The organism is TM7 phylum sp. oral taxon 349 (assembly GCA_018127705.1).
Classification (GTDB): domain Bacteria; phylum Patescibacteriota; class Saccharimonadia; order Saccharimonadales; family Saccharimonadaceae; genus Saccharimonas.
In genome coordinates, this window is record CP072328.1 from 616,807 (window position 1) to 638,788 (window position 21,982).

The 21,982-nt window shown below is 51.1% G+C and carries 17 protein-coding genes; 9 read left to right on the forward strand and 8 right to left on the reverse strand.

The features are described 5' to 3' along the window. On the reverse strand, positions 1–867 hold the full coding sequence (locus tag J5A52_03275) for an alpha/beta hydrolase (protein ID QUB37148.1): 867 nt from the start codon (positions 865–867) through the stop codon (positions 1–3). Positions 868–926: 59 nt separating this feature from the next. Here J5A52_03275 and J5A52_03280 point away from each other — a divergent pair, with 59 nt between their 5' ends. Together J5A52_03280 and J5A52_03285 are read left to right on the forward strand one after the other, a co-directional pair. Next, a complete protein-coding gene (locus J5A52_03280; protein ID QUB37149.1) occupies positions 927–2,156 on the forward strand; it encodes a glycosyltransferase in 1,230 nt (409 codons plus the stop codon). 204 nt (positions 2,157–2,360) lie between these two features. Then, on the forward strand, positions 2,361–2,792 hold the full coding sequence (locus tag J5A52_03285; GenBank protein ID QUB37150.1) for a hypothetical protein: 432 nt from the start codon (positions 2,361–2,363) through the stop codon (positions 2,790–2,792). Between the two features lie 96 nt (positions 2,793–2,888). On the opposite strand, the gene J5A52_03290 is transcribed toward J5A52_03285, so the two are convergent. Then, the gene (locus tag J5A52_03290) at positions 2,889–3,722 is read right to left on the reverse strand and encodes a (d)CMP kinase (protein ID QUB37151.1); all 834 of its coding nucleotides are present in this window, start codon (positions 3,720–3,722) and stop codon (positions 2,889–2,891) included. A gap of 120 nt (positions 3,723–3,842) precedes the next feature. Here J5A52_03290 and J5A52_03295 point away from each other — a divergent pair, with 120 nt between their 5' ends. Together J5A52_03295 and xth are read left to right on the forward strand one after the other, a co-directional pair. Further along, a complete protein-coding gene (locus J5A52_03295) occupies positions 3,843–4,664 on the forward strand; it encodes an IS1595 family transposase (GenBank protein QUB37152.1) in 822 nt (273 codons plus the stop codon). 64 nt (positions 4,665–4,728) lie between these two features. Further along, positions 4,729–5,538 (forward strand): exodeoxyribonuclease III, encoded by an 810-nt coding sequence (gene xth / locus J5A52_03300; GenBank protein ID QUB37153.1) that lies wholly within the window; start codon positions 4,729–4,731, stop codon positions 5,536–5,538. A gap of 114 nt (positions 5,539–5,652) precedes the next feature. On the opposite strand, the gene J5A52_03305 is transcribed toward xth, so the two are convergent. The 3 genes from J5A52_03305 to J5A52_03315 form a co-directional block, all read right to left on the reverse strand. Further along, positions 5,653–6,111 carry a transposase gene (locus J5A52_03305; GenBank protein ID QUB37154.1) on the reverse strand — a complete coding sequence of 153 codons (459 nt, stop codon included), beginning with the start codon at positions 6,109–6,111 and terminating at the stop codon, positions 5,653–5,655. Between the two features lie 16 nt (positions 6,112–6,127). After that, complete coding sequence (locus tag J5A52_03310; protein ID QUB37155.1) at positions 6,128–6,547, reverse strand: helix-turn-helix domain-containing protein; 420 nt, start codon at positions 6,545–6,547, stop codon at positions 6,128–6,130. Between the two features lie 534 nt (positions 6,548–7,081). Beyond that, a complete protein-coding gene (locus J5A52_03315) occupies positions 7,082–7,735 on the reverse strand; it encodes an NUDIX domain-containing protein (protein ID QUB38004.1) in 654 nt (217 codons plus the stop codon). A gap of 304 nt (positions 7,736–8,039) precedes the next feature. Here J5A52_03315 and J5A52_03320 point away from each other — a divergent pair, with 304 nt between their 5' ends. Beyond that, complete coding sequence (locus J5A52_03320; protein ID QUB37156.1) at positions 8,040–8,378, forward strand: hypothetical protein; 339 nt, start codon at positions 8,040–8,042, stop codon at positions 8,376–8,378. Between the two features lie 93 nt (positions 8,379–8,471). Here J5A52_03320 and J5A52_03325 read toward each other — a convergent pair whose 3' ends face one another. Together J5A52_03325 and J5A52_03330 are read right to left on the reverse strand one after the other, a co-directional pair. After that, complete coding sequence (locus tag J5A52_03325; protein ID QUB38005.1) at positions 8,472–10,829, reverse strand: HAD-IC family P-type ATPase; 2,358 nt, start codon at positions 10,827–10,829, stop codon at positions 8,472–8,474. Continuing rightward, positions 10,829–11,320: a hypothetical protein gene (locus J5A52_03330; protein ID QUB37157.1), complete on the reverse strand. Its 492-nt coding sequence runs from the start codon at positions 11,318–11,320 to the stop codon at positions 10,829–10,831. Before J5A52_03330 ends, J5A52_03325 begins: the two co-directional genes overlap by 1 nt. A 136-nt stretch (positions 11,321–11,456) precedes the next feature. Here J5A52_03330 and J5A52_03335 point away from each other — a divergent pair, with 136 nt between their 5' ends. From J5A52_03335 to J5A52_03345, 3 genes are all read left to right on the forward strand, one after another. Further along, positions 11,457–14,738, forward strand: coding sequence for an ATP-dependent helicase (locus J5A52_03335; GenBank protein ID QUB37158.1), 3,282 nt, complete (start codon positions 11,457–11,459; stop codon positions 14,736–14,738). A 921-nt stretch (positions 14,739–15,659) separates the two neighbouring features. Further along, positions 15,660–16,679 carry a tRNA-dihydrouridine synthase gene (locus J5A52_03340; GenBank protein ID QUB37159.1) on the forward strand — a complete coding sequence of 340 codons (1,020 nt, stop codon included), beginning with the start codon at positions 15,660–15,662 and terminating at the stop codon, positions 16,677–16,679. A 55-nt stretch (positions 16,680–16,734) separates the two neighbouring features. Beyond that, positions 16,735–18,222 carry a cysteine--tRNA ligase gene (locus tag J5A52_03345; GenBank protein ID QUB37160.1) on the forward strand — a complete coding sequence of 496 codons (1,488 nt, stop codon included), beginning with the start codon at positions 16,735–16,737 and terminating at the stop codon, positions 18,220–18,222. An 8-nt stretch (positions 18,223–18,230) separates the two neighbouring features. On the opposite strand, the gene J5A52_03350 is transcribed toward J5A52_03345, so the two are convergent. Continuing rightward, positions 18,231–19,382 carry an AI-2E family transporter gene (locus J5A52_03350; protein QUB37161.1) on the reverse strand — a complete coding sequence of 384 codons (1,152 nt, stop codon included), beginning with the start codon at positions 19,380–19,382 and terminating at the stop codon, positions 18,231–18,233. Positions 19,383–19,439: 57 nt separating this feature from the next. Here J5A52_03350 and J5A52_03355 point away from each other — a divergent pair, with 57 nt between their 5' ends. Then, positions 19,440–21,971 carry a cation-transporting P-type ATPase gene (locus tag J5A52_03355; GenBank protein ID QUB37162.1) on the forward strand — a complete coding sequence of 844 codons (2,532 nt, stop codon included), beginning with the start codon at positions 19,440–19,442 and terminating at the stop codon, positions 21,969–21,971. The last annotated feature ends 11 nt before the right edge of the window (positions 21,972–21,982 follow it).

A 21,982-nucleotide genomic window follows, 5' to 3' on the forward strand; every position in this document is an offset into this window, starting at 1 on the left:
TTAGTATATCATATTGCGCGCGCCCGGCTCGTCAGGCAGCAAATCGCGCCAAGCTTCAAAGTGCAGAATATGACCGGCACTTGGTACGATACGGATCTTCGCCTCAGGTAAAAGCTGGCGCATCGCACTGCGCGCCTTCTCGGAGACGACCCTATCTCTTGCCCCCATCACGACCGTAACGCGCCGCTGAACTTCTAGGGAAGGGGAAGCCGTAAATGGGTTATCGTTATAGAGCAACGTTGACAATACGTTTGATACTTGCGACGTCGTTGTTGCTTTTTTGTATTTTTCAGACTCAAGAAACCACGACCATGCAGTGCGATCATGCGAACTCATAACAACCGCGCCGCGAATCAGCCGACCAAGGTAGATATTGTATACAGCCCAGCTCGCTTTTTTTGGCACGTGCACCGAAACAGTTTGTAGCGCATTCGCAACATGCGACGTATGAGGTGTCGGGCAAGCAAGCACAACGCGCGTTTTTTGCGGCAACAAACCGTTAACCATATAACGATACACTACAGACGAGCCATACGAATTACTGCTCAGTAAATCCGGTGTTCGCCCAATCGTGTCAACTGCACGTGCTAACCATGCCGCTAAATCGTCGTATGACCGCAGTTCCGGCAGCTCCGAGCCGCCATGCCCCGGCAAATCAACGGCGTATACAGCGTAACCGGCGCGTACATACTGCCTAGCAAGCGGCATCATGTCAATTTTGCCACCCGTCACGCCATGAACTACAACCGCAACTTTGCTGGCTCTCGTGTTGCACTCCAACCAGCAGATTCCGTTTCGCTGACGTTCTTCGCAGCCGAGCGTCTTAGCGATCTGCCTCAAGCTTGGCGGTCGTGTTGATCGTTTCATGCCATCGTATTATAGAGCGCATGCGGCAAAAAAGCTACTGCATATTGTATAATGCAAGTATGCAAACGCTTCATATTGCGCTCGTGCTTGAGGATATGTTTCCTGATTCCAGCGGCGTTAGTCGTTCCGTACAAATGCAAATTGAAGAGCTGGTGCGTTTAGGGCACCGCGTCACGCTGCTCGCACCTGCCGTACAGCTAGTGCCACCCGTAAACGCTGAAACGATTCGCCTGCCGTCATATCGCCTCCCGGGTCTGCCAAAGCACACGCGAATTATTGTCAGCACCCATGCCCTCGCTAAACAGATTTCACGCAAGCATAAATTCGATGTTATCCATAGTCAAACCGACACTGGTGCCGTGCGGTTAGCAGCACATATCGCACGCATACAGCACATTCCGCACATACATACCTTTCACACCAACATGGCGGGCGCACACAGTACAGCACCGATTGTCGCATTCCTCGGCAGCATCGGCTACCGGCTAGGCGCATACAAACTACGGCGCATCCGTGGCAGTACGCAAGCCCTAGCTACAATCAATCGCGCTATACTGCACGAAGAGTCGCCGCTCGGGTTGTTTGACTGGCGATCGCAAGCGCTTATGGCGACAAGCGTTGATGCTATTACTACGCCATCACGCTACATGCTGCGCTACATTCAGGCTGCCGGCGCTAGTATGCATATTCCAAATGCTAGTATTCCTACCGGCTATAGCCGCTCGTTTGAGGCGATTATCGCGAAGACAAGGCGCAAGCGGACATCACATGCATTGCGGTTCGTAAGCGTCAGCCGCATCGTCAAGGAAAAACGCCTCGCGGTCGTTATTGACGCATTTCGCCAAGCAGATATTCCAGACAGCGAACTCGTCATTATCGGGGACGGCGCAGAGCTTGCTGCTCTGCGCGCCCACGCCCGGGGCGATACACGCATTACGTTCACCGGGCACGTCGGCAGCCAGCAAGAGATCGTACAGCATCTGCGCGATGCCGATATATTCATTCTCGCGTCATACCGCTTCGACAACCAGCCTATCGTCATTACAGAAGCACTCGCTGCCGGATTACCCGTATTGTACTGCGACGACCGGCTTGACGTCGGGCTACACCCAAACAACAGCCTGCTCGTTAAGCCGTCTTGCAAGACGCTCGCCGCCGGTATGCGCCAATTATCTGATAAGTCAACCCGCCATCGCCTAAGCATTGGCACGAAGTCCGTCTTCCGTGAGTTGTCACCAGAGACAACTGCACGCGCATATATCAAGCTATATCGGCAATTACTCAAATAGAGACTAAGCCTTGTCTGTAACATAAATTTATAGACGATCATCACACAAAGAATATATGATGTGTGCGATCGGTTACAGTCGTTGTACCATCTTTATTTAAATAATGTCAAGGAAACCCCTTGGCCAACCCAAACAAACATAGTATATTACTTCAGGATCTCATCGCAATCCCGCATGAGATCAGGTCTTTAAGAGAGGCAAAACATGGACGACACGTTCGACGAGTTCGACGAGTTCTTTGTCTTCGAGGACACGATTCCTAATATCGTGTCCTATAGCGTCATCCTCGGGAAGGAGGTGCGGAATGAGCTCAGGCTCATTAGGTCTGAGCTTCCGGAGGTGATCTACAACTTCTTTATTAATGAGGCAGACGATACTCTGAACATCTTTATCCAGATGTTCGCGGGAGCATTGCTGTCAGGGAGCGCTAGCATACTAGAACGCATAAAGGAATTCCTTGAAGAGCTTGCGGTCGTTGAGACCGCAAAAGTTGATAAGAGGCTTCTTAACAATATCGTTTTTAACGATATTGTCGAAGGCTTCGACGCCGATCCCGATTCCGACGCCGACACCGCCCCCGACGCCGACACCGCCCCCGACGCCGACACCGCCCCCGACGCCGACACCGCCGGCTAGTCCCTCCTAGCCTCTCACCCCCAGACAGAAGCCGCTCTAGGGCATCATTGCCCGGGGTTCGTGCTTCTGTCTGGGGGCTTTTCATTTGGAATTAAATTAAGATGCAGATGGTTGGCAGTATGTTTCTACTAGCCTAATAACCGGTAACGCCATAGTTTCGCGCGGCAGCTCTATACTGCGATCAATAATAGCAGCAGGGCAAGGGTAGCGTAGCGGCAGTATGGTTGGCAGCTCGCCTACAGAGTAGGTGAGCGCGCCAGCAGGCGGTACGACAGGCTGTACTGAGCGCGTACGATCAGCATGGTTGCGCGCAGTAATCTGTGCAACCTGGTCGTCAACGCGGGCGCGTTCATCGGCATTTAACTCGGCGTACGGACGCGGCATCATACCAAGCGTACGCTGGGCGCTTACTACCGGATCGCACACGAAAAACAAATCAAGCACATGTTCGCACAATCCGGCGCGGGCAAGCTCTTCGCCGACTTCGCCGAGTGCGCGCCCGTCTAGCAGTACAATCTCTACGCCTTCTTCGCGCGCATCGCGCAGCCATTTACGCAATAGTGCATCTTTGAATGCTTGGCTGCGCGGGCGAGCGCCAATCTTCACGCTGTTTGCGCTGATTTTTGGCGTGTAGAGTAACGTATCGCGGTCTGCCCGCGGCAGATGGTATACAAATTTCACGCGGCGTACGCAGGCGTCTTCGTTATGCTTGTCGGCGAGGAATGTATCTATTGCTATTGGATCATCCAAGTCTATGCCGTATTCCTGCATCATCACTACGAGCACGCGAAAGACTTGCCCTGCATCGATCAGCATGACGGGCAATGATAGCTCATCGCGTATATAGTCTTTTACCAAGCTTACGATCGTACCTTTGCCGCTGCGCGCATCGCCATCGAACGTTACCAGCTTAGGAAGTGGGTTGGTCATTAGGGTATATGATAGCATATGATTTTTTTGGAGGGGTAATACTTGGATACTCTAAACTAAAACGGAACATCCCATATACTTAGAGATGTAAAGCAACTAAGTACAGAAAGGACGCTCCGTATGTCTAACATACCAAACTTTGCCAGCAATAAGAAGTGCTGGAGGCTTATCAACAAGCTTGTCTTTGGGGAGGAGGTGTCGTGCCCGCTCTGCGGGTGCGAGCTGCAAGAAAACTACCTCTCAAGATATCTCTGGTGCAAAATATGCCGCAAAAAGCTCAGAGCCACTGCCTGGCATGGTTCCTGGCTGTATGGCATGAAGCTGTCGTCCAAACAACTATTCAAGCTAATCTGGTGCTGGCAGAATCGTAAAAGTGTTGAGGCGGCTATACTGTTTGCTGGCGTTAGTTATCCAACTGTAGCTAGATGGTTCTCCCGCTTTCGAGAGAACCTGCCAGACGCTGCAACAATGCTAGAAGGCTTAATCCAAGCCGACGAAAGCTACTTCTCAAAGCTCAAGAGTAAACAAGCTACCTACATAGTTACTGGCGCCATTGAGCAGGATACCGGGCGCTTAGCCTTGCGTATAACCGGCGGCTTCCATGACGGACGAAGCCAAGATGTGCTTGAACAGTTCATCCAAGACAGCGTAAAACCAGGCAGCCTAATTATTACCGACAAATGGTACGGTTACGACGAATTACCGCTCCTAGGCTACGAGCATGAAAGCCACAACCACAGCAGAGGCGACTTTGCTAATACCAACAAAGCTGAGCTAATTTGGAGCGTAGCCAAGCGCCACATGCGCAAACTCTACGGACAACGCATCCTAACCCACCAACTAGAAGAACTCTGCAAAGAATGGATGGCAAGAGCCAACCGCCCCAAGCTATTCGAGGACCCGATGACTTACCTGCGCTTTACTTTGGATGTTCCGGGTTAGTTGACTGAACCTAATACTTGCCGGGCATTACATAAATAGCACGCCCATGCGCTATACTAAGCTCATGAAGCTTTTCTCCTGGAACGTTAATGGCATCCGCGCCGTCATTAGTAAAGGCGAGTTTGCACGATTCATTAGCACATACAGCCCTGACATCATCTGTTTACAAGAGACGAAAGCATCACGCAGCCAAGTAGAGATTGACTTACCTGAATACACTGAGCATTTCTACTCGGCAACAAAAAAAGGCTATTCAGGAACAGCGATTTTCTCAAAAACGCCAGCACACTGCTACCGCGACGGCTTTCCGAACGATATCGTCCAGCGATTCCAGCTAACAGACGACCGCTATGGTGATCCGAACAACGAGGGGCGCATTATCGCCGCAGAATTTGACGATTTTTGGCTTGTAACGTGCTACACGCCAAATTCCAAAGGCGATTTAAGCCGACTGAGCCTACGCCAGCGCTGGGACGCCGCATGTCTCGCATACCTGCAAGAATTAGAGACGGGGCGATACGGTGTCGCTAAACCGATCTTATACTGCGGCGATATGAATGTAGCATACGCCGATATTGACCTTGCAAACCCGAAATCAAACGCCGGCAAACATGGTTTTACTAATGAAGAGCGCGCTGGTTTTCAGGCATATCTTGATACTGGGTTTATTGATGTCTTCCGCGCCGCCCACCCGCACGAAGCGAACGCTTACACTTGGTGGACGCATTGGGCGAATGCCCGGGCGCGCAACGTTGGCTGGCGGATCGACTACTGGCTGGCATCTGCCGCAATCGCACCGCATGTACAAAACCCAGCAATTCACGCCAAACAAATGGGTAGCGATCACTGCCCGGTGAGCATTGAATTTATATAAACTTATCCCCTTAAATATTATCCTTTTCTAAGAAATAAACCTTTATTTGGTAATTCAGGAGCAATAAAAGCACAAGAAGTACGTACCAGGCTCACTACCTTTGCGACACATTTATTAGCAGCTATGCCAATCCAATAGATCAAGCGGATAATTTCCATTAATGCTTGAGTGCCGCCTGAACTGGTTGTAGTATGCGAGATACCAATAAATCCTTTCCGGCACAATTGATGCACGTATGTTTGGAGATAAGCATTCCTCTTGGATAGTACGATTGAATCTCTCAATATGGGCATTGTCATTACTCTTGCGCACTCTGGAATGGCGCAAGGCAATCCCTTTAGAATTCAGTTGATCGTGAAACCATTTACCAAACTCTGGCCCGTTGTCGGTTTGTAGCATCGCCAGCGAGATACCGAGATAATCTTGTCCGCGCATAACAAAATGAAAGCTCGCCCGCTGATTGCATTTGGGAGAATACTCAGCATAGGCAGCACGCGAAAAGAGATCTATGAGTGTATAGACATAAAAGCGCCCGCCATCTCTTTGCACGAAATGAATAGTATCCGCCTGCACTAAGTCTCCTGGTTTATTAGCTAGCGGGCGCGGTATATAAGGCCGATGCCGTTTCCACTTGCTTATAGGTTTTTGTGAGACCTTGGCGCCGCAAGGTACGCTTAACGCTACTGAGTGATACCGCTACGCCGCGCTCTTGCAGCTCAAGATGAATAAAATACGCACCGCGGCCGCTCCGCTGTCTTTCTGTTACAATAGCCGCAACTATCTCGTCTGGCAATGTATGAGGATGATGCCGCGGCGCTGAAGACAAGGTCGGTATATGAGCATTCCATGCTAAGTCTAGGGTCTTAGCTTTTTCTATCCATCGATACAGCGTCGTCCGGTGTACGCCGCTCCGGCGGGCAGCTTCAGCGACACTCATGCCTTGGCGTATGACCAGATCTACTGCCGCTCGTCTAGCCTTTGGAGCGTAAGGATTGTTAGAATAAGCCATAGCAGACTACTCCTTTCTGATTAGGTGGTACTAATCTAGTGTAGGATAGTCTGCTTTTTTAGGCAGAGGATGTTGCGAAGGTAGTGAGCCTTTACGAAAGTATTGACTTTTATTCGTAAACGTGCTATTATATGAACTAGCCTTAAGTGATGGCACAACCATCATTTAAGCACACTCTCGGTTGAGCCAGATGCTCCCGAGAGCCTGAGGTACCAAAAGTTGGTATCTCAAAAAGAAAGGGGATGTCCGATGGATATCCTTATCGTCCTCGTTGTTATTTCCGCTCTTCTCTTTATGTGGGATAGGATTACCTCTCCCACCAGGGAAGAAAGGGAGACGCATACGCGCCTCCGGGAGGCAGAAAGGAGGGACACTGTTCCCGAGGAGTGGTAGTCTTTACCACTCTTCGGGGAACGGGGTTACCCGCTCGTTCTTGAGCGGGTAGCCCCCCGCGACAAATAATCTTCTCTGAGATTTTTGTCGCACCACCCCGCACAGCCAGTGCGGGGTATTTCCTTTGTAGGCTTTTATGGATTAGAATTCGCTGTCGCTATAGTTATATATACGCTCGGTAAGCGGTATGCTGTTTAAGCATGCTGCTATTTCGGTTTCAAAACCTTTATACTTTTTCGGTTCTAACATCATATCTTCAAGCGTACGCCATGCGTTATGTCCGCCATCAAATTCAACTTGCAATTTACCGCTAAACCGATCGCAGAACATTAGCTGGAATAATTTATCTTCAATGATTTCGCCTGTCTCTTGATGGCGTACGCGTTCATGGTATATACCGCGATATTCAAATGTACCAGTTAGTCCAGTTTCTTCTTTTAGCTCGCGCGTAGCAGCGTCTAGCAGTGTTTCGCCCCAACGTACCTTGCCGGTTGGCGCGCCCCAAAAGCCGAAGTAGGGGTGTTTCAGTCGTTTCTGTAATAGATATTCTACCATATGCGTTTTGGGATTATACTGTTCAACTACAAGCAGTACGGCAACTTTCGGCTGCCGTTCAATCACGCCGGCATCGGTATCAAGTTTGTTAGCGTATTCTTTGCCTATTACGCTGAGTTGGTATGCATTACCAATTTTGTTGATATAGCCTAGTTTGACTAGTTGTTTGATGTGAAATTTTACATGATCACTTTCTAGTCCACTGGCTTTTTGCAGCTCCGCGAAGCGTGCTGCTGGCATAAATAGCAGCTCCCGCAGAATCTTGATCTGCGCTGAGTGAAGTCCTTCTCCGCACCTCATCACTCTCCTCCATCTTCATCATATTTCATTACTCACACTGTAACGTATATCTTACTGTGATACTAGGGAAGTTAGTTTCCGGTAAGTGTAATAGTTATAATTATAAATTTTAATATTATGACATAATTTTAGTAAAAAGTATTGACTTTAACATCCTTATATGATATATATGTATATTAGCCTTTTTGATAGCACCAGCTATCATAGGCGCTTCGTCTTCAAGTCAGACACTTGAAGGCTTGAGGTGCCAAAGGCTGGCACCTCATACAACAAGAAAGGAAGAGCCGTGAGCTCTTTTCTTGACACTATCTCCATCTTCATTGTTTTTGCACCGTGGCTTCTCGGAGCCACGGTCAACAAGGCCTTTGAGAGTGATAGGTGGCGAGACGTCGCTACCTGTATCGCTGTAATTGCCGCCTTGACGGTGGTGTTTACCTTCCAAGCGTGTGTCTGGAGGGCAAACGACTGGGATTTCGTATCCCAAACTATGGCGATAGTAATAGACACCGCAGTGCTGTTCCCCGGAGTGGCATTCTTTGTTATGATGCCATTCATGATAGAGGAGGATGAGAAGAAAGACTAGGTGCCTTCGCGCCCAGCTGGTGGGTGCAAAATAAAACAAACCAGCAAAATCGTCTGAGATCCAGGCGTCCCCGCACGGGTTACTCGTGCGGGGTTATTTCTTTTTGGAGTCAGGATTGGATGTAGCGTCTGACGTGCATGATACGTCATCCATACCGCGCTCAATCTTTAAACCAGCGCGCCCAGCAATAATATACTGCACAACCGCCGCAGCTGCTACGATCGCTACGCCAGGCCACAGTAGCGCCGCATTTGGCGCAGTGAAGTCAAAGAAGCGTCGCAGTGGAACAATCACAAACCCAGCAATCGCCACCACCGCGACTGCAGCCAAGTACAGCGCACGCGCCAATTTCGCGCGGTTATCAAGCGTAACACCAAGCATAATTCCCGCTAAAAACACCAAATATACACCAAAAAATGTTGCGATGAGCACTGTCATTGTGGCAGCCTGCGGCGGCTGGACACCAGGCGTTTTTAGCATAATCCAGTATACAGCCGCAATTGTTAAGCCTGTGAGGATAGCGATCGGCGCAACCGCCCGTAGTGTATCGCGCCAAAAACCACGCGGATCCACACGATGTGCGGGCGAAGGCGGAAACAGCGTCCACATAATTGTTGGCATCGTCACGAGAAAGATGTTTAAGAATGTCACGTGGCGCGGCGCATATGGATAGACAACGCCAAGCACGATCGTCGAAAATAGCAGCACGACGCCGTAGATAATCTTATGGAAGAAGAGAATCGCGATGATTTCAATCGCCTGAATGATCCGATTGCCTAGCTGCATGCCAGCCGGCAGCGACGTAAACGAGTTGTTCAGTAGGATCAGGTCGGCAACGCGGCGGCTAGCAGGCGCACCAGCACGCATAGCGACACCAAGATCGGCTTGCTTAAGCGCAAGCGCATCATTTACGCCGTCGCCAACCATACCAGTGAATTTACCCTGGTTGCGAAAATGGGCAATCAGACGCTCTTTCTGCTCCGGTAAGACGCGCGCAAAGATCGTATGCTCGTCGGCAGCACGCATAAAGGCTTCTCTGCTTAATTTCGCTAGTTCGGCGCCGGTGATTGATTTTTCGGGGTTATGAATGCCCGCCGCCCGCGCAATATACTGCACCGTGCGCGGATTATCGCCGCTAATCACACGAATCGACACGCCATGCCCTTGCAAAAAACGTACGGTATCCTGTACGCCGTCGCGCAAGCTATTGCGCAGTATAACGATTCCAAGCGGTTTGCCCGAACCGCGCGCAAGGTTTTTAAGCGGCGTTTTTGCGTCGGAAAATCCAGCAAGCAGCAATACGCGCATGCCGCGCAACACCCACGAGTCAATTTGCTTAGACTGTGTCTCATTCAATGGCGCAAGTTTCGCTACAAATTCCGGCGCCCCCATAACAAGCGTACGCGTCTTGCCGCTTATTACCGCGCGGACGCCTGCTAGTTTGCGCGCCGATGAGAAGGCGAGTACGCCGGTAATATTCGCATCAAGCGGCGGATTAGCCGCCGCCAGAATTGCTGCCGCCGTAATATTACCGCCGCCTGTTTCACGCGCCACCAGTGCTGCTAGGCGAGCAACATCAGTATGCGCGTTAAACGATTCGCACGACTCTAATGTTACTTCATCACTCGTTAGCGTGCCAGTTTTATCGACACAGAGCACGCCAAGGAGCGCCATCGCCTCAATTGCCGATAACTTTTGCGGCAACACCTTTGCCTGCGCCAAATGCAGCGACCCAAACGCTAGCAGCAGGGAACTCGCGAGCAATAGCCCCTCAGGGATCACTGTCACCGATGCAACGGTAATTGTTTTTAAAATCTGTATCGAATCAAATCCAGAAAAATAATAACTCACAAAAATTAACAGCGATAGCACAATTGCACCGTATGTCAAAAAAGTAATCGCTGTTTGGATTGCGCGCTGCAATGGCGTAAGCGCCGGCGTGTAACGCTTCAATACCGCACTGATCGCGCCAGCACGCGTATCTGCCCCAAGCGCCCGCACAGTAACGACACCATCGCCCGCCGTTACGACAGTTGCAGCGTATACGCGGTCATGCGCTGATTTCTCAACGGCCGCCGATTCACCGGTCAGCATACTCTCGTCTAATTCTAGCCCGTGCGACCGTACCACGTCGCCGTCTGCCGGCAGTTCATCGCCCGCGCGAATGTGTAGTATGTCTCCTAACCGCAATTTATCATACGAAATCTCAACGATTTTGCCCTTACGCTCCACGCGCGCAATCGGCGCATTCATTAATTCCAGCTTTTTCAGTACGCGTTTGGCGCGAATTTCCTGCACGACACCAATTACCGTATTAATAGAAATCACTACCGACATAAACCATGCATCGCGATACTCGCGCACGTAGAGCAGCGCGCCCGCCAATACAAAAACCGCCAGTACGACGGGCGAAAGCACATTCCGTTTTATAATTTCCAGATAATCGCGCATCAGTTGGTCAAGATCCTCCGGTACGCTAGCTTCACCGCCGGACGCCAACCGGTACGCGCATCGTGGTCGGCGCAATAAATCATATCATTTTTCACCTCGTTGATAATGAGAAGTGCCGGGCAATACGGTGCAAGCGTACGATAATACCGCAAGTCATCCGGCTGAATATCGCGGCGACCTGGATAAATAGCGACGAATTTACGCCGTGCAACATCGTCAAAGTACATTGGACGACCCCGCGGCGGCACAAACATCTCCACCCGCACACCCATGCGCGTCGCCATCTTTTTGATATCACCAAGCGTTAAATGCGCCGGGCCTTCAATATAGCAATATAATTGGCGTTTTTTTGACACAAAAAACGTCGCCTGTGCATTCTGTCCGCAATTAAGGCGCTGCACGACAATCGCGTCAACTTCAATCGGCATACCAAACAACTCGTTTGCCGCCCGCTCCAGCGCCAAACTATCAACCAACTGGTCGGATTCCATAGGGTAATTATAGCATAATCGCCGGGGTGTAAATTCGGAGCACACGTATCTTTTTTCAAGAGCGAGAGCTATAGGCATCGTAAAGCTCTCATAGCGGGTAGCCTGCAGCACTCAACATGCGGTACAATAAAATGCAATGACAGCTTTTCATGCGCGCTACAACAAACTTAATGCCGCCCAGCGCGAGGCGGTCGATACAATTGAAGGACCCTTGCTCGTAGTGGCAGGGCCAGGTACAGGTAAAACTGAGCTGCTGAGTATGCGCGTCGCAAATATTCTATATAAAACCGACACGCTGCCGGAAAACATTTTGTGCCTCACGTTTACCGACAGTGGCGCAACAGCAATGCGAGCGCGCCTGGCGCGTATTATCGGGCCTGATGCCTACAAAGTAGCAATTCAAACATTTCATAGTTTTGGCACAGAAACGATCAACCACAACAGCGAATATTTTTACCATGGCGCGGCATTCAAACCGGCTGACGATTTAACAATGCACGCATTCATGACGCAGATTTTCGATGAGCTGCACTATGATAATCCGCTCGCAAGCAAAATGAATGGCGAATACACGCACCTGCGCGACGCTATGCAAGTGATTAGCGAACTAAAGCAGGCAGGCCTGACAGGCAATGAATTGCTGCAGATTATTGCAAGCAACGATGAGACGCTTGACGCAGTTGAAGCGAATGTAGCATCAATTTTCGCAAACAAAATCAGCAAAACAACAATCACGCTCATCGCACCCATCGCAAAGGCGGTCGCCGAGCTGCCGCTGCCGAAATTACCGCCCGCAATTACGCCGCTTGCAAACAATTTGGCACTTAGCTTAGCGCATGCCTTCGATGCCGCGGTTGAATCAGGCAAAACCACGCCAATCACCGCCTGGCGCAACGCCTGGATGGAGAAAGATTCAACCGGCGCGTTTGTGTTTAAGGATCGTAAGCGCCATGCTAAGCTGCGTGCTATGGCGCCAGTATATAACCGCTACCGCGAACTGATGCAGAAAGCGGCGTTATACGATTACGATGACATGATCCTAAGTGTCGTGCAAGCAATTGAGCGATCGTCTGAACTCAAATTCAATCTACAAGAACGCTATCATTATATTCTCGTCGATGAATTTCAGGACACGAATTTAGCACAGCTGCGTATTCTGTTTAACCTCACCGACAGTCCAACAGGCGACGCGCCAAATATTATGGCGGTTGGCGATGACGACCAGGCAATTTACAGCTTTCAAGGTGCGGACGTTGGCAATATTCACCGGTTCCGCGAACGCTATCCAAATTACCGCCATGTCGTACTCACCGAAAACTACCGCTCAGCGCAAACGATCCTTGATGACGCACGCGCCGTTATCACGCAAGCAAACGGACGCTTAGAGACAACGATGGAGATTAACAAGCAATTGACGTCACATACAGCAGAAAGCAAGATGGTTGAGTTGCACGAACATACTACGCCCGCAGACGAACGTGCCTGGATCGCAAAACATATCGCCGAACAGATTGCGCGTGGCACTCGCCCAAGCGACATCGCTGTAATTAGCCGACGGCACCGCGATTTGGTCGAGCTACTGCCATATCTCCATGAGCGAGGCATTGCGGTCAATTACGAACGGCGAGATAACGTGCTAGATGACGAGCGTATCATGGCAATCGAGCTGCTTGCACGCGCTGTTGTCGCTATTGCCGACGGACAACACAGCGAAGCCGACAGCTTACTGCCCGAGCTTGTGTCGCATCCAATGTACGATTTTTCGCCTGAAACAATCTGGAAACTAAGTGTTAACGCCTACCGCAACCACACATCATGGATTAATACCATGCTTGCAACGCCCGCGCTCGCCCCATTTGCAGCGTGGTTGCTGGAGCGAGCAAGGGCAGTCGCGCACGAATCGGTTGAAGAGTTTATCGACGAGCTCATCGGCGTGCCAAACAATAAGAAACGGCAATTTACATCGCCGCTCTACGATCATTATTTCGGTGCAAGCGTACTCGCAAAAAATCCCGAAGCATACCTTGAAGCGCTTGAAGCTCTGCGCACAATCCGCAGCAAACTGCGCGACTATCGCGGCGATCATCTCACTATCGCCGATTTTGTCGACTTTATTGACGGCTACCGACAGCTTGATACGCCGATTACCAGCGTACGCAGCCGCAGCGATACAATCGACGACGCTATCAACCTGATGACCGCCCATAAGTCTAAAGGACTTGAGTTCGACACTGTTTACGTCATTAATTCCATTGATGCACAGTGGGGCGAACGCGTCCGCGGGCGCAGCCGCACTATCAGCTACCCGGAAAATATTACTATCGCGCCGAACGCCGATACCTATGATGAGCGCCTGCGCCTCTACTTCGTCGCCATGACGCGCGCTAAACGCCAGCTGTTTTTAACGTACGCACGCGCCGATCTAAACGGCAAGGATACGCTCGTCGCCAGCTTCCTGACTGGCGTGGACTTACAGCCAATCGTACACCACACGCCGGAGACAGTCGCGCAATTAACCGCACAAGCACAAACTGCGTGGCATGACCGTATCGTTCATAAGCCGACCACTAGCATGAAGGCATTACTCGCACCAATACTGGAACAATACAAGCTTTCTGCCACACATCTCAATAATTTCATTGATATCTCGCACGGCGGACCGCAAGGATTTCTAATGAATAATTTGCTGCGCTTTCCGCGCGCAAAAACGGTAAGCGCCAGCTTCGGTACTGCTATTCACGCCGCATTGCAACGCGCCCACACTCACTTGAGTGCCACCGGCGAACGCCGCCCCGCCGAAGACGTCATTGGTGACTTTGTCCGCGAATTACACGACCAGCGCCTCAGCATAGACGAATTCAACCACTACGCTAAGCGCGGCACCGACGCACTTAGCAAATTTTTACATACTGAATACGACAGCTTCACGCCTGCGCAAAAAGCTGAGCTTAACTTCGCATCGCAAGGGGTCACGCTGGACGGCGCCCGCTTGACCGGCTCGCTTGACCTCGTTGATATCAACGACAACCATATCTTCGTGACAGACTACAAAACCGGCAAGCCAAGCACAAGCTGGACAGGGCGGGGCGATTACGAAAAAATCAAGCTGCACAAATACCGCCAACAGCTTATGTTCTATCAATTGCTCTGCCAGCACTCGCGCGATTACGCCGGCTACAAGTTTGACGGCGCGATTCTGCAGTTCGTTGAGCCGGACTCGCATGGCAATATTCACAGCCTCGACCAAACGTTCAGTGCTGAGGAGCTCGCACAATTCGCTATACTCATCGCCGCAGTCTGGCGCTGCATCATCACGCTTGAGCTGCCAGACGCGAGCGATTACTCCGCTGATTATAAGGGTATGCTGCAATTTGAGAAAGATTTAATCGCAGGAAACGAAGTAAGCGCACAGGACTAACTACCGTACGAATTACGCCGATCCACCCGCACGAAACGAGCCTAAGATATGCCCCGACCCAGCGCGCAGCAATTATTAAAAATATCCTAATTAGCTCGAATTATAGCAATAAACTTGACCAACTCTGCAGAGCATGGTACGATACAAATGCTCCAACCGAGCGAATCCTGGTAGCGCCCCAATGGGCGCACCCGAAACGCTCTGGTACGGGAGTGTTTTGTACGGGATTCGCCGACAATCTTGCCGACACTTCGGCGGGAAGGAGGTGCATGGCTCATGGGCTTCTTCTGGGAGGACACCTCCAGGGAGGCGTATGATAACGCCGACGAAGCTGTAAACCGGGGTAACCCTACCCCGGAACAGCGCCGCCTCAACGAGCGACGCGCTAAGGTCGCGGGTTCTTGGGGCGAAAAGGCTCGCGCCGCGCAGCGAGGCAAGCTGGGGAAGTACAAGAAGTAGCAGTACTTCTTCTCAATTGGTGGTCGAGTGCCTCGTACAGCACTTGAGAACACGGAGCGCCAAACTCCGTCCGCTCGTCTACCCAGACGTAAAACGGGTCGGGTTTGTGATTTCTTCCCGGTCGCTTCTGCGCAACAATGTGCAGGGCGGCAAAAGAAATCACCGGGCGCGTATGGCAACCGACTTACATAGGGCATTACTCCTTATGTAAGCTGTGGCGGATTCGATTCCCGCCGCGCCCACTGGGGTCGTTCGTCTTATCGGGGTGACGGACGACGGTGGTTAGCGGGAGCATAGCAACGATGCTACGCTCCCCGAGCATATGCTCCCACCCGGAGTGGAAGATCTTCCCTTCTTTCACTCCGCCCTTCCTCGTAGCTCCGGCATCACTGCCGTTTTGAGCCTCCCCCTATCTCAAGAACGAGATAGGGGCTTATTTATTTCCGTGGTACAATGACAAAGATGAAATCATTTTGGGATAAGCTGCCGCAACCATTTTTTGCGCTTGCGCCGATGGAAGCGGTGACAGACGTCGTATTCCGCCATGTCGTGCAGCGGGCAGGCGCACCTGACGTATTTTTCACCGAATTTGCTAATGCGACAGGCTGGGTACATGCCGGCGATAAAGCAATCGCCGGACGGCTACTTAAAACTGGCGACGAACACCCGCTAGTAGCGCAAATCTGGGGAGGGGAGCCGGGTGACATGGAACAATTCGCGGCGCATTGCGCGCGGCTTGGCTTCGACGGTATCGATATTAACATGGGTTGCCCGGCAAAAAGTGCTATCAAATCCGGTGGAGCAGCACTGATTCGCCGCCCAGACGTCGCAGTTGCCGCTATTCATGCCGCTAAGGCCGCTGGATTACCCGTCAGCGTCAAGACGCGGCTCGGCTACACACACGTCAATGAATGGCGCGAGTGGTTGCAAATATTATTAGAGCAGAACATCGTTAATCTAACTATTCACCTGCGGACGAAAAAAGAAATGAGTAAGGTGCCAGCGCATTATGAACTGATTGACGATATTGTCGCGCTGCGTAACGCGGTAGCGCCGCATACATTACTGACAATTAATGGCGACATACGCGACCGAGAGCATGGACTAGCGCTCGTATCTGAGCACCCCGGCGTCAACGGCATTATGATCGGACGGGGCGTGTTTGCGAACCCGTTTTGCTTCGCTGCAAACGACGCCGGGTGTTTGCATTCTCAGAACAATCTGGAGCAAAACGAAACTATTTCGACCAATAACGATAGCGCAGTAATTTGGTGCGCAGAATTATTTAGCCTCCTCAGCTACCATCTTGATCTCTTTGATCGCTACCAGCCGCAAACCGGACGTCCATTCGAAACTCTCAAACGCTTCTTCAAAATCTATATCAAAGGCTTCGACGGCGCAAAAGAACTGCGAGATCAGCTAATGCACACAGTCTCAACCGATGAAGTACGCCAGATCCTGCACCCTCATTCAACCGCTTGATAGAAATATTGATCAAAATCACAGGCAAATAGCGCATCATGGTACAATGAAAGAAATGAAACTATATAATACCCTCACGCGCAGCCTTGACGAATTTACGCCAATGTCGCCAGACCGAGTAACGCTCTACACCTGCGGGCCAACGGTATACGATTATCTTCACGTCGGCAACTGGGCAGCCTACGTTTATTGGGATACGCTGGTGCGCGTGCTGAAATTTAACGGATACGAGGTTGAGCGCGTGATGAATATCACCGACGTCGGGCATTTAGTAAGCGACGCCGACGACGGTGAAGACAAACTAGAGAAGGGGGCGCGGCGCGACGGCAAAACCGCTTGGGAAATTGCCGAGCATTACACCGAGGCATTTGTGCGCGGCATGCACGAGTTCGGACTTACTCCGCCAGAGCATATGGTGCGCGCAACGGATTTCATTCCGCAGCAATTAGCACTCGTCCGCACGCTAAAAGAGAAGGGCTATACGTATCAAACCAGCGACGGGATTTATTTTGACACGAGCAAGTTCCCGCGCTACGCAGATTTCGCACAATTAGATTTAGCGGCGCAAAAAGCCGGCGCGCGCGTTGAGGCTAATAGCGGAAAACGCCAGCCGTGGGATTTTGCGCTGTGGAAATTTACCGAGCCGGGCAAACGCCGCGATATGGAGTGGGAAACTCCAGAAGATTTACTTGATTCACACGGGCGCGAAACGCCCGGGGTGGCAAGTAGAGTGGCAGGCACAGTTATGGGCTTCCCGGGTTGGCATTTGGAGTGCAGCACCATGGCGATGGAGCTGCTTGGACAAACGATTGACATCCACACCGGCGGTATTGACCACATTCCCGTGCACCACACCAACGAGATCGCCCAGAGTGAGGCGGCTAGCGGCGTACAATTTGCGCGGTATTGGCTGCACTGCAATCACCTGAAAATTGACGGCGGCAAAATCAGTAAGTCGCTCGGTAACGGCTATACAATGACTCACCTAAAAGAACGCGGCTTCACGGCAATGGATTTACGCATGTTTATTCTGCAAAGCCATTACCAAAGCGAAGGAAATTTCTCATTTGACATTCTAGCGGCTGCGCGCAACCGTTTGAAGAATTGGCGCGATGTCGCCTGCCTGCGCCATCAAATTCACGACCGCCTAAACGACGACACAGAGCGCAATGACGCGCCGCAGTATTTATCGCCACAGGCTGCGATCGGCGCAATGCGCGAAGCGCTCAACAATAATCTGAACACACCAGAAGCGCTTAGTATTATCGACGAGTCGTTTTCGAGCATTAGCCAACGGCCACTTGACACAATTTACCGCACGGGATTAGTAGAACTATTGCAAACAATTGACGATGTGCTCGGGCTCCAGCTGCTTGATTCAACGCCAGATATCAACGACGATGCTAAGCAGCTACTGGTAGAACGCCGACGCGCACGCGACAATAAAAATTGGGCGCACTCTGATAAGTTACGCGACCAGCTCAAAGCACAGGGAATCATCGTGCGCGACACGGCGCACGATACAATTTGGACGTACGCATGAAAACGATATTATTCTGATGACGCAGCTTTTTTGAGCTTGCTCGCTAGCTTACCGAGCACCGGCTTGTCGTGTTTACTTTCTTCACGCTTAGCTTTGGCGCGCTCAAGGTAGTCGTCAAGGAACACTTTGATTGTACCGGCAATTGGGATAGCAATGAAACCGCCAGCGACACCCGCAACATACAGACCAACCGTCACCGCTGTCAGAACCATCAGAGCTGATAGCTCGACTTTCTTAGACTGAATCGCCGGCGAGATGAAGTTATTCTCAATCTGCTGGTACACAACGAAAAATACCGCGTAGGCGATACCCGCCGGCACATTGTTAAACGCCAAAAGCAGCGTGACAAGCACGCCGGCAATCGTCGCGCCAAACATTGGAATCAGAGACAGTACAAACACGATTAAAATTGTCGGCATAACCAAATTTGCGTCAATCGCCGGCACAAATAGACTAATACCGAATACAAATGCACCTGCTACTAATGAACCAATACCGGAAACTATCAACTGCCCGGCAACATAGCCGGTAATAACATTGTAGATGCGTCCAACAAGCCGTTTATGATGCTCCATGCGCGCTTGATTATCATACAGACCCCAAACGCGCCGCATCCACTCCGGCCCCTCGAGCAGCATCAAAAACGACAAGACAATAACCAAGAATAATGAGGTCACAAACGACGCCAGCGAGCCAACACTGCCAATAATGCTACCGCTTAGATCAGTCGCCCAGTGGGATGCTTGCGTTCTGATTGACTCCAAAACTGAGTTTACTTGCTCGCGCATGCTATGCTCGTCAATAAACCGATTGACACCGTGCCACTGCGTGCTCGCCTGATCGATAATCCCGGGCACCGACTCGGCAAACTTCGCCGTCTGCTGCACGATTGGCGGCACCACAAACCACACGACACAAAATAAAAACACGACGAGCAGCGTAAATGCGAGCGCTGTACCGCCCAACCGGCTTTTGCCGGGAATGAGCTTTGCCAGCCGCGCCACTGGACGATTGAGCGCAAGCGCCAAAAACAGCGCCGTGCCCAAAATAACCAGCGCTGTCTGCGCTAAATAAATTGTTAGCCCCGCTAGGCCAAAACCAATCACCACAAGCCAAAAACGAATAAACGTTTTTGTGTCAATTTCAATCTGTACCTTCATGCCTATTAGTATAGCGCAATCATTCAGATTGCGCACCCGATCTAGTATACTATGCTTATGGCTTTCTACACAAAATCAGTAAAACAAACACTCGACGATCTCCAAACAACAAGCGGCGGATTGTCGGCAATTGAATCAAAACAGCGGCTACGGCAATACGGGCCAAATTCAATAAAATTACGCACCGAGCCGCTCTGGCGCAAACTGCTTGAACCGTTCTTATCAGTCTTTATGGCGGTGCTTGTCGTAGCAATTGGCATCAGCCTGTGGCATCGGTCGTATTTTGACGCAGCCATTATCGGCGCAATCATATTAATGAATGCTCTGATTTATTACGTGCAGCGGTTTTCAACCGAGCGGATTTTACGTTCGTTGCAAAAGCGATCCACAGTGAAAGTTGAGGTGCTGCGCAAAGATAAAAGCGTCACAGTCGACGCTGTCAACATTGTACCGGGTGATGTCATTGTACTGGACGAAGGAGACAAGATTCCTGCCGATGCCCGCATTATTGAAGCGCGGTCGTTTCGCGTCGACGAGTCGCAGCTAACGGGCGAATCGCTGCCAATTTCAAAACAAGTTGAAACGCTTGGCACCGACCGGCAAATCTACGAACAATCAAACATGGTCTTCCAGGGGTCATTCGTTATCGGCGGCGAAGCGCGTGCCGTCGTCGTAGCGACAGGCAACAACACTGAATTTGGGCGGCTGAGCGACTTGTCGGCGACGAGCGAAGAAGTTAATCCAGTCGAAAGGAAAATCGATACGCTTATCACACAGATCGTTATCGTCATTAGTCTCGTTGCACTCGTCACAATGGGGCTAGCGCTGTGGCGCGGAATCGCATGGGATGAAGCGCTACGATTCGTGATCGCGCTGAGCGTGAGCGCTGTGCCTGAGAACTTACCAATTGCAATTTCAATTATCCTGGTTCTCGCTATGCAGCGAATGGCACGACGTAAAGCATTGGTACGCACAATGGGATCAATTGAATCAATTGGCGCAATTACAACTATTGCTACCGATAAAACTGGTACGCTTACGCACAATAAACTGTCAGTACAAGAATTATGGCATCCGCGCAACCAACGTAAATGCACATTACAGACTTTGGCGGATGCAATCGTACCACACACGCGGCACAGCGTCGCCGATCCGCTTGATACAGCATTTCGCTCGTTTATCGCAAAAAATCCGCCGGCAAACGTTCGTAAACCAGTAAAGGCGTATCAATTCGAACATGCTTTAGCGCTGAGCGGTGCGCTGTATCATAACGGCGCACAGTACGCACTAGCACTCAAGGGCGCGCCTGAGCAGCTAATTGAACGCTGTAACTTAACTGAAGGCGAGCGCGAACGCGCCACTATTGAACTGCACCATCTAACGGGGCTTGGATTTCGCGTGATTGCGCTCGGGCACGCAACGCTTAAGAAGCCGCTGGAATCACTTGAGGAAATATCGCCGCGCCAGCGTATCACGTTTGACGGATTCGTCGCTATCGCCGACACGCTCCGTGCGGAAGCAAAAAGTGCTATTGCCACCGCGCAGGCCGCCGGCATTACCGTGCGCATGATTACCGGTGACCATTTTGAAACAGCATATCATATTGGCAGGGAGCTAGGGCTCGTACATCATCGCAGCGAGGTGTTTGATAGCCGCCAAATGAGTATGATGTCCGACGATGACCTTGCTGAACGCCTAAAAACCATTCGCGTCTGCGCGCGCGTACTGCCAGAGTATAAGCACCGCATCTTAGAAATTCTCAAGCAACATGATATTACCGCTATGACAGGCGATGGCGTCAACGACATCCCTGCACTCACGAACGCACATGTCGGCGTCGCAATGGGCTCGGGCGCACAAATTGCCAAAGATGCAGGCGACATCATTCTGCTTGACAATAATTTCCAGTCGATCGTGTCAGCAATTCATGAAGGGCGTACCGTATACGCTAATATCAAACGCATGGTAACGTATTTACTGTCGACAAATCTAGGCGAGGTGCTCGTGTCGCTCGGATCGCTCATCGTTGGGTTGCCGCTGCCGCTCACGCCAGTACAGATCTTGTGGATCAACATTGTCACTGATAGCGCAATGGTTATTCCGATCGGTATGGAGCCAGGCGAAGCACGCAATATGAAGCAACCGCCTAAACCCGCCAACGCGCCGTTGCTCAGTACGTTTATGATTTCGCGAATCATCATCATGGCGCTCCTAATGGCAGTGCTTGTGCTGACACTCTACGCGCTGTTTGACCATTGGCATGGTGCTGGCTATGCGCGCACAGTCGCATTTTGCGCGCTTGCAACAGTGCAGTGGGCAGGCGCGTTTGAGGCTCGCAGCGATTACGAGTCGCTCTTCCGGCGCATTAAAAAGCGCAATACGCCGTTCCTCGTCGGGTTGCTCGTCGCGGTCGGGCTGCAGCTCATCGCAATCGCAAGTCCATTTGCTCCCTACTTGCACGTTGCACCGATTGCTGCTACCGACTTCGCCGCCGCAACAACAGTCGCATTCGTCCTGCCGATTATCGTATTAGAGCTGCACAAATGGTTCGGGCGCACATTCCTCGGCAAGCGCCCGGAGTTAAATTAAGTATATGGGAA

What these genes read in the sequence shown, in the direction of transcription:
- J5A52_03315 (QUB38004.1), bottom strand. Translation starts at nt 7,735, where the DNA reads ATGCCAGCAGCACGCTTCGCGGAGCTGCAAAAAGCCAGTGGACTAGAA.
- J5A52_03280 (QUB37149.1), top strand. Translation starts at nt 927, where the DNA reads ATGCAAACGCTTCATATTGCGCTCGTGCTTGAGGATATGTTTCCTGAT.
- J5A52_03330 (QUB37157.1), bottom strand. Translation starts at nt 11,320, where the DNA reads ATGGAATCCGACCAGTTGGTTGATAGTTTGGCGCTGGAGCGGGCGGCA.
- J5A52_03350 (QUB37161.1), bottom strand. Translation starts at nt 19,382, where the DNA reads ATGAAGGTACAGATTGAAATTGACACAAAAACGTTTATTCGTTTTTGG.
- J5A52_03325 (QUB38005.1), bottom strand. Translation starts at nt 10,829, where the DNA reads ATGCGCGATTATCTGGAAATTATAAAACGGAATGTGCTTTCGCCCGTC.
- J5A52_03345 (QUB37160.1), top strand. Translation starts at nt 16,735, where the DNA reads ATGAAACTATATAATACCCTCACGCGCAGCCTTGACGAATTTACGCCA.
- J5A52_03295 (QUB37152.1), top strand. Translation starts at nt 3,843, where the DNA reads ATGTCTAACATACCAAACTTTGCCAGCAATAAGAAGTGCTGGAGGCTT.
- J5A52_03355 (QUB37162.1), top strand. Translation starts at nt 19,440, where the DNA reads ATGGCTTTCTACACAAAATCAGTAAAACAAACACTCGACGATCTCCAA.
- J5A52_03275 (QUB37148.1), bottom strand. Translation starts at nt 867, where the DNA reads ATGAAACGATCAACACGACCGCCAAGCTTGAGGCAGATCGCTAAGACG.
- xth (QUB37153.1), top strand. Translation starts at nt 4,729, where the DNA reads ATGAAGCTTTTCTCCTGGAACGTTAATGGCATCCGCGCCGTCATTAGT.
- J5A52_03285 (QUB37150.1), top strand. Translation starts at nt 2,361, where the DNA reads ATGGACGACACGTTCGACGAGTTCGACGAGTTCTTTGTCTTCGAGGAC.
- J5A52_03310 (QUB37155.1), bottom strand. Translation starts at nt 6,547, where the DNA reads ATGGCTTATTCTAACAATCCTTACGCTCCAAAGGCTAGACGAGCGGCA.
- J5A52_03290 (QUB37151.1), bottom strand. Translation starts at nt 3,722, where the DNA reads ATGACCAACCCACTTCCTAAGCTGGTAACGTTCGATGGCGATGCGCGC.
- J5A52_03335 (QUB37158.1), top strand. Translation starts at nt 11,457, where the DNA reads ATGACAGCTTTTCATGCGCGCTACAACAAACTTAATGCCGCCCAGCGC.
- J5A52_03340 (QUB37159.1), top strand. Translation starts at nt 15,660, where the DNA reads ATGAAATCATTTTGGGATAAGCTGCCGCAACCATTTTTTGCGCTTGCG.